This window comes from Burkholderia sp. Cy-637 (assembly GCF_011753175.1).
Taxonomy (GTDB): domain Bacteria; phylum Pseudomonadota; class Gammaproteobacteria; order Burkholderiales; family Burkholderiaceae; genus Burkholderia; species Burkholderia gladioli.
On the sequence record NZ_VWWC01000254.1, the window covers coordinates 1 to 6,930 of the forward strand.

General features: G+C 71.7%; 7 protein-coding genes. 4 read left to right on the forward strand and 3 right to left on the reverse strand.

The window, feature by feature from the left end; genetic code table 11:
• Positions 1-489, reverse strand: a 489-nt coding sequence (locus tag F3J10_RS33465) for a helix-turn-helix domain-containing protein (RefSeq protein WP_167243871.1), incomplete at its 3' end; no start/stop codon positions are given.
• A 136-nt stretch (positions 490-625) separates the two neighbouring features.
• On the opposite strand from F3J10_RS33465, the gene F3J10_RS33470 reads away from it, so the two are divergent.
• Positions 626-2,026, forward strand: coding sequence for a CoA transferase (locus F3J10_RS33470; protein WP_167243872.1), 1,401 nt, complete (start codon positions 626-628; stop codon positions 2,024-2,026).
• An 81-nt stretch (positions 2,027-2,107) separates the two neighbouring features.
• Here the strand turns inward: F3J10_RS33470 and F3J10_RS33475 are convergent, their stop codons facing one another.
• On the reverse strand, positions 2,108-2,854 hold the full coding sequence (locus tag F3J10_RS33475) for a GntR family transcriptional regulator (RefSeq protein WP_013699163.1): 747 nt from the start codon (positions 2,852-2,854) through the stop codon (positions 2,108-2,110).
• A gap of 170 nt (positions 2,855-3,024) precedes the next feature.
• Between F3J10_RS33475 and F3J10_RS33480 the strand changes: the two genes are divergently transcribed.
• Positions 3,025-3,867: an aldo/keto reductase gene (locus F3J10_RS33480; protein ID WP_025098190.1), complete on the forward strand. Its 843-nt coding sequence runs from the start codon at positions 3,025-3,027 to the stop codon at positions 3,865-3,867.
• A 63-nt stretch (positions 3,868-3,930) separates the two neighbouring features.
• On the opposite strand, the gene F3J10_RS33485 is transcribed toward F3J10_RS33480, so the two are convergent.
• A complete protein-coding gene (locus F3J10_RS33485; RefSeq protein WP_166916598.1) occupies positions 3,931-4,971 on the reverse strand; it encodes a HoxN/HupN/NixA family nickel/cobalt transporter in 1,041 nt (346 codons plus the stop codon).
• A gap of 180 nt (positions 4,972-5,151) precedes the next feature.
• Between F3J10_RS33485 and F3J10_RS33490 the strand changes: the two genes are divergently transcribed.
• Positions 5,152-5,604 (forward strand): MarR family transcriptional regulator, encoded by a 453-nt coding sequence (locus F3J10_RS33490; protein WP_167243873.1) that lies wholly within the window; start codon positions 5,152-5,154, stop codon positions 5,602-5,604.
• A 152-nt stretch (positions 5,605-5,756) separates the two neighbouring features.
• Positions 5,757-6,930: MFS transporter (locus F3J10_RS33495; RefSeq protein WP_167243874.1), on the forward strand; the 1,174-nt coding region annotated here is incomplete at its 3' end.

Here is a 6,930-nt window from a genome sequence, read left to right on the forward strand (position 1 = left end):
CCCGATCTGCGGCAGCCGCGCGGCGCAGGCCGGCAGCATCGCCAGCGTGCGCTCCAGCGGCGCGCAGTCGGCCCAGTCCCGCAGCCAGCCCTGCCAGCGCGCCAGCTCGGCCCCGGCGAGTGCCGGTTGCGTGGCGAGGCGCTCGGCCGGGCAATCCCACAGCAGCGCGGCCACGGTTTCCAGCGAGGCCGAGGCGGCCAGGCCGATCGCGTCGCGGCCGCGATAATGCGGCCGGCCGCCGACGATCTGGGTGATGCTCGACTCCAGCACCGGCACGCCCCAGTCGAGCGAGCGCTCGGCCACGCCGCCCGCGCGCTTGGCATCGGCGCGGCGGCGCGCCAGCAGGCGCACCTCGTCGGCGTCGTAGCCGCGCTGGCGGGTGCGGCCGTCGGCATGCGAGGCGAGCAGCCCGCGGCTGACATAGGCATACAGGGTCGGCACGCTCACGCCGAGCAGGCGGGCGGCTTCGGCCGCGTTGATGCGGGGCATCGCAAGAGCTCCCTTTCGCGCAGTCGTGCGCGATCAAGCAAACAAATCTGTATGTATTGATTCGAGCCATCAAGATTGATCGGTCTCGATCGGCAATTCTAGACTCGCTGCACCGATTGTCGATCAGGAGATCAGCATGGATGCACGACAGGCCCTGGCCACCCTATGGCAGATGGCGGGCGGCTCGGCCGACGCCTTGGCGCGCGTCGAATTCGATCATGGCGAGGACCCGGGCCTGCCCTCGGTGCATCGCGTCGGCACGCTGGCGAGCGCCACCGTCGCGGCGGCGGGGCTGGCCGCGGCCGAATGTTTCCGGGCACGCACCGGGCGCGCGCAGCAGGTGTCGGTGGCCCAGCGCGCGGCGCTGGCCGCGTTCCGCAGCGAGCGCTACCTGCGCGTGGACGGCAAGCCGCCGCCCGAGCCGCGAGACCCCGCCACCGGTTTCTATCGCACGCGCGATGGCCGCTGGATCCAGTTGCACGCGAATTTCGCGCATCACCGGCAGGGCATCGTCGCGGTGCTGGGCTGCGAGGACGCGCCGGAAGCGATCGCCGCGGCGATCCTCGGCCGCGACGGCGCGGAACTCGACACCACGCTCGCCGAGGCCGGGCTCTGCGCGGCATTGATTCGAACTCCGGAGGAATGGCAGGCCCTGGAGGCGGCGCGCGCGCTGGCGCGGCGGTCCCTGTTCGAGATCGAGCGGATCGGCGATGCGCCGCCGCGCCCGGTCGGCGCCGGCGAGGCGGGCCAGCCCTTGTCGGGCACGCGCGTGCTCGACCTGACGCGCATCATCGCCGGCCCGGTGGGTGGGCGCACGCTGGCCCAGCACGGCGCCGAGGTGCTGCTGGTGAACGGCCCGCACCTGCCCAACATCCCGGCCCTGGTGATCGACAACGGGCGCGGCAAGCGTTCGGCCCATCTCGACCTGCGCGAAGCCGAGGGCCGCGCCGCGCTCGACGCGCTGGCGGCCGGCGCCGACGTGTTCCTGCAGTCGTACCGGCCCGGCGCGCTGGCCGCGCGCGGGTTTTCGGACGAGGCGCTGGCGGCGCGCCATCCGGGCATCGTCAGCGTGTCGGTCTGTGCCTATGGCTACCAGGGGCCCTGGGCGACGCGGCGCGGTTTCGACAGCCTGGTGCAGTCGGCCAGCGGCATCGCCTGGCACGAGCAGCGCGCGGCCGGGCAGGATTCGCCGGTGCACCTGCCTTGCCAGGCGCTCGATCATGCGACCGGCTACCTGGCCGCGTTCGGCGCGATGATGGCGCTCAGGCGCAGGGCGCGCGAGGGCGGGAGCTGGCGCGTGCGCGTCTCGCTGGCGCAGACCGGGCGCTGGCTGCAGTCCTTCGGCCGGATCGAGGGAGGGCGCGAACTGCCGGAGCTAGGCATCGACGCGGTGAGCGACTGCCTGGACGCGCCGCTGGCCTCGCCGTTCGGCCTGGTGCGGGGCGTGAGGCCGGCCGAGCGCCTGTCGGAGACGCCGCCGAGCCTGTCGCGCCCGCCGGTGCCGCCGGGCACCGACGCGCCGCGCTGGCTCGATTGAGATGGCGGGATCGCAGCCGCGCGATGCGCCGATGCGATCGGGAGCGCGCACGGAACTTGCGCCGCGCGCCGATCGATTGCGTTACTTGCGCAGCTCCACCACGAAGTCGTAGTAGTCGTTGCGGCAGTAGGTATCGGTCAGCTCGATGGCGCGCTGGTCGGCCGTGTAGCCGATCCGCGTGATCAGCAGGAGGGCGTCGTGCGGGGCGATGCCCATCTGCCGGGCGATCTCTTCGCTGGCGTTGACGGCGCGAAAATGCTGCAGCGCACGCACGATCGGCGTGCCGCGCTGTTCGAGATAGGAGTAGAGCGAATCGCCGATCGCGGCCGGGTCGGGTATCAGGGTGGCGGGGAAGGTCGAATCCTCGACCGCCATCACGATGTCGTCGGCCAGGCGCAGGCGCTTCAAGCGCGTCACCGAGGCGGCCGGCGACAGCCCGAGCTGGATCACCTCGTCGCGATTGGCAGGCTGCACGCTGCGCGCGATCCAGCGCGAGCTGGGGGTGAAGCCGCGGCGGCGCAGCATCTCGCTGAAGCTCGACAGGCGCGAGAGCGGGTCTTCATAGCGTGGCTGGATGAAGTTGCCGGCGCCGTGGGTGCGGCGGATCAGGCCTTGTTCGACCAGCAGCGCGATCGCCTTGCGTGCCGTGATGCGCGACACGCCCAGCGCCTCCGAGAGCACGCGCTCGGACGGTAGGGCCTCGCCGGCCGCCCAGCGGTTCTCGTGGATCGCGTCGCCGAGCTTGCGGGCGAGTTGCAGGTAGAGCGGCGTGTCCTTGTCCGGGTCGGGGCGCAGATCGTGCCAGCGGTCTTCCGTCGGTGGCTTCATGAAGGAGGTGTGAAACAGGGTGGGGTCATTTTATGACATCGCGCGCCGCGGTTATAGCTCGCGATGCCCGGCTCGGTGATAGTCCGTATGCCGGACGCGCGCGAGCGCCGCGCGGCGCGCCTCGCTACACTGGCGAGCCGGCCTGTTGCCGGATCACCAGCGAGGACGAGATGGCCAGTACCACCACGACGATCGCGCTGCCCGACGGCGAGAGGATCGCCAAGCTCGGGCAGGGCACCTGGGAAATGGGCGAGCGGCCGGCGCGCCGCGCCGCCGAGATCGCCGCGCTGCGCGCCGGCATCGAACTGGGCATGACCCTGATCGACACCGCCGAGATGTATGGCGAGGGCGCCACCGAGGAACTGGTCGGCGAGGCCATCGCCGGCCTGCGCGACGAGCTGTTCCTGGTCAGCAAGGTCTATCCGCACAATGCCGACCGCCATCGCATGATCGCCTCCTGCGAGGCCAGCCTGAAGCGCCTGGGCACCGACCGGCTCGATCTCTACCTGCTGCATTGGCGCGGCGGCGTGCCGCTGGAGGAGACGCTGGCCGGCTTCGAGGCGCTGCGCGCGGCCGGCAAGATCCGCCACTGGGGCGTGAGCAATTTCGACACCGACGACATGGAGGAACTGGTCGCGGCGGGCGGCGCGGGCTGCGCGACCAACCAGGTGCTCTACAACCTGGCGCGGCGCGGGCCCGAGTTCGACCTGCTGCCGTGGCTGGCCACGCATCGCATGCCGGCCATGGCCTATAGCCCGATCGACCACCAGCGGTTGCCGCGCGGCACCGTGCTCGACGAGATCGCCGCCGAGCGCGGCCTCACGCCCGAGCAGGTGGCGCTGGCCTGGGTGCTGCGGCGCGAGGAGGTGCTGGCGATTCCGAAGGCGGGCACGGTCGAGCATGTGCGCGCCAATCGCGCCGCGCAGGACCTGCTGCTCGACGATGCGGCGCTGGCGCGGCTCGACGTGGCTTTCGAGCCGCCGCGCGCCAAGCGGGCGCTGGAGATGCTGTAGCGGTGGCGGTGGCGGTGCCGAGCCCCGGCGGCGCGCCGCCCGGCTTCGTCAGGCTTGTTCCAGTCAGGCCAGTTGCGAGCTGGCGCGGCGCCAGCGATGGAACAGGATCGAGCCCACCCAGCAGGCCAGGAACAGCGCGACGATGCCGTAGCCGATCGCACCGAAGCGGTCGTTGATCGCGCCGATCGCATCCCAGAAGCCCCCTGCCAGGCCGAGCTTGTCGGCGGCGAGGCCGAGTGCCTCCACGCCGCCGATCACCAGCGCCACGGCGGCCGACACGAAGGTGATGCTGAGGTTGTAGGCGAGCTTGCGTTTCGGGTCGTCCATCGCCCAGCCATAGGCGTGCACCATCAGCACGTTGTCGGTCGAATCGATCAGGGTCATGCCGGCCGTGAACAGCGCGGGAAACACCAGCACCGCGTGCAGCGGCAGGCCCTGGTTGGCCTGCGCGGCGGCGATCGCGAGCAGGCCGATCTCGGTGGCGGTGTCGAAGCCCAGGCCGAACAGCAGCCCGACCGGGTACATGTGGGCGCTCCGGGTGACCAGGCGGAACAGCGGGCGCAGCAGGCGCGTGAGCAGGCCGCCCGGCGCGTGGTGATGACTGCCCGCCTCGTGCTCGTGATGCGCGGCGGCTTCGGCGCCGGCCGCGCGGGCGCGGCGGTAGCGACGCCAGATGTCGCGCAGGATCACCAGGTTGATCAGCGCCAGCACCAGCAGGAAACCCGCCGAGACGGCCGTGCCGATGGTGCCGCCGACGGCCTTGAAGCCGTCGAAGCGCGAGCGCAACGCCAGCGCCGAGATCGCGATGCCCAGCGTGGCCAGGATCACGATGGTGGAGTGGCCCAGCGAGAAGAACAGGCCGACCGAGAAGGGCCGCTTGCCGTCCTGCATCAGCTTGCGCGTGACCGTGTCGATCGCGGCGATGTGGTCGGCGTCCACCGCGTGGCGCAGGCCGAAGCCGTAGGCGAGCGCGGCCGTGCCGAGCAGCAGCGGATGGTCGTGCAGCGCCACCAGCGCCCAGATCCAGGCGGCGAGGTTGGCGCCGATCAGCCCGGCATAGAGCAGGAACAACTGGCGGCGGGACGAGCTGGGCAGGGTCGGCATGATCGATGAAAAGGATCGACGGGAACGCCGGCGATTCTGACACGAGCAAAAATCCGGCGGTATGACCGGACGAGCCACGGCACGCGTGATCGCGGGCAGGGACCGCCCCGGCCCTGCCGTCGAAACAAGCTTTACAGTTTAACTGTGCAGTTTTCCTGTAGAGATGCTATCGTTGCGCGCATGTCCCCCGTCTCCCCATCTCCCGCTTCGCACGAACCCGCGCATCTGGCGGGCGAGCTGCGCATCGCGCTCGGCAAGCTGATGCGCCGGCTGCGTGACCAGGGCCGCGCGGGCGATTTCACCTCCTCGCAGCGCTCGGTGCTGCTGCGCCTCGAACGCGACGGTCCCGCCACGGTTTCCGCGCTGGCGCGCGCCGAGAGCGTGCGTCCGCAATCGATGCGCGCCACCGTCGCCGCGCTGGAGGCGGCCGGCGCCGTGACGGGTTCGCCCGATCCCGAGGATGGCCGGCAGACGCTCATTGCGCTGGCCGAGGCCTATCGCGAGCGCCTGCGAGCCAGCCGCGCGGCGCGCGAGGATTGGCTCGGACGCGCGCTCGAGGCGCGCCTGTCGGCGGCCGAGCGCCAGGAGCTGGCCGCCGCCGTCACGCTGCTGCAGCGGCTCGCGGAGGACTGAGCGATGAGGCGCGGCCGGCAATCCGATTCCTCCGCACCGAGGTGCTTGCCGGCCAGCCGCGCGCCGCGTTCGGTTGCCGCTTCCCTCGCTTCCCGTGCTTCCACCTCCCGCGCTCCCGTCGCCTGCACGTCCACCGCCAGCCCGGAGCCGCGATGAACCTGGCCCGCTCGTTCCGTTCGCTGCGTCATCCGAACTACCGCCTGTGGGCGGCCGGCGCGCTGGTCTCCAACATCGGCACCTGGATGCAGCGCACCGCGCAGAGCTGGCTGGTGCTGACCCAGCTCACGCGCCACGACGCCTCGGCGGTGGGCCTGGTGATGGCGCTGCAATACGCGCCGCAGATGCTGCTGCTGCCCTGGACCGGCTACGCCGCCGACCATTTCGACCAGCGCAGGCTGCTGCGCGTGACCCAGGCGCTGATGGGCCTGTTCGCGCTGCTGCTGGGCCTGATCGTGGTGACCGGCGTGGCGCGGCTCTGGCATGTCTATGTGTTCGCGCTGCTGTTCGGCAGCGCGGCCGCCTTCGACGCGCCGGTGCGGCAGACCTTCGTCACCTCGCTGGTCGGCGACGAGGACCTGCCCAACGCGGTCGCGCTCAATTCCACCGTGTTCAATGCCGCGCGCATGGTCGGCCCTGGCGTGGCCGGGGTGGTGATCGCCTCGGTCGGCACCGGCTGGGCCTTCGTGATCAACGGGCTGTCGTTCGGCGCGGTGCTGCTGTCGCTGTCGCGGCTGCGCGTCTCGGCCCAGCATCCGGGCGCGCGTTCGCGGCGCGCCCAGGGCGGGCTCGCGGCCGGATTGCGCTACGTGAGCGGGCGGCCCGACCTGATCGCGATCCTCGCCATGCTGTTCCTGATCGGCACCTTCGGCCTGAACTTCCAGATCTTCATCTCGACCATGGCGGTGGACGTGTTCCATGCCGGCGCGAGCGGCTTCGGCCTGCTGTCGTCCATCATGGCGATCGGCACCATCGCGGGCGCGCTGGTGGCCGCCGGCCGCGAGCAGCCGAACCTGCGCACCCTGCTGGCCGGCTCGGCGATGTTCGCGCTCGGCTGCGCCTGCGCGGCGCTCTCGCCGGGCTTCTGGATCTTCGCCGCGATGCTGGTGGTGACCGGCATCGCCTCGCTGACCATCACCAATACCTCGAACAGCCTGATGCAACTGTCCACCGAGCCCGGCATGCGCGGGCGCGTGACGGCGCTGCGGGTGGCGATCGTGATGGGCGGCACGCCGATCGGCGCGCCCATCGTCGGCTGGGTGGCCGATCGCTTCGGCCCGCGCTGGGCGCTCGGGGTGGGCGCCGCCGCGGGCGTGGCGGCCGCGCTGG

Bases quoted from the DNA above. Each gene is read 5' to 3' on its own strand.
- F3J10_RS33470 (WP_167243872.1), top strand. From the start codon at position 626: ATGGATGCACGACAGGCCCTGGCCACCCTATGGCAGATGGCGGGCGGC.
- F3J10_RS33475 (WP_013699163.1), bottom strand. From the start codon at position 2,854: ATGAAGCCACCGACGGAAGACCGCTGGCACGATCTGCGCCCCGACCCG.
- F3J10_RS33480 (WP_025098190.1), top strand. From the start codon at position 3,025: ATGGCCAGTACCACCACGACGATCGCGCTGCCCGACGGCGAGAGGATC.
- F3J10_RS33485 (WP_166916598.1), bottom strand. From the start codon at position 4,971: ATGCCGACCCTGCCCAGCTCGTCCCGCCGCCAGTTGTTCCTGCTCTAT.
- F3J10_RS33490 (WP_167243873.1), top strand. From the start codon at position 5,152: ATGTCCCCCGTCTCCCCATCTCCCGCTTCGCACGAACCCGCGCATCTG.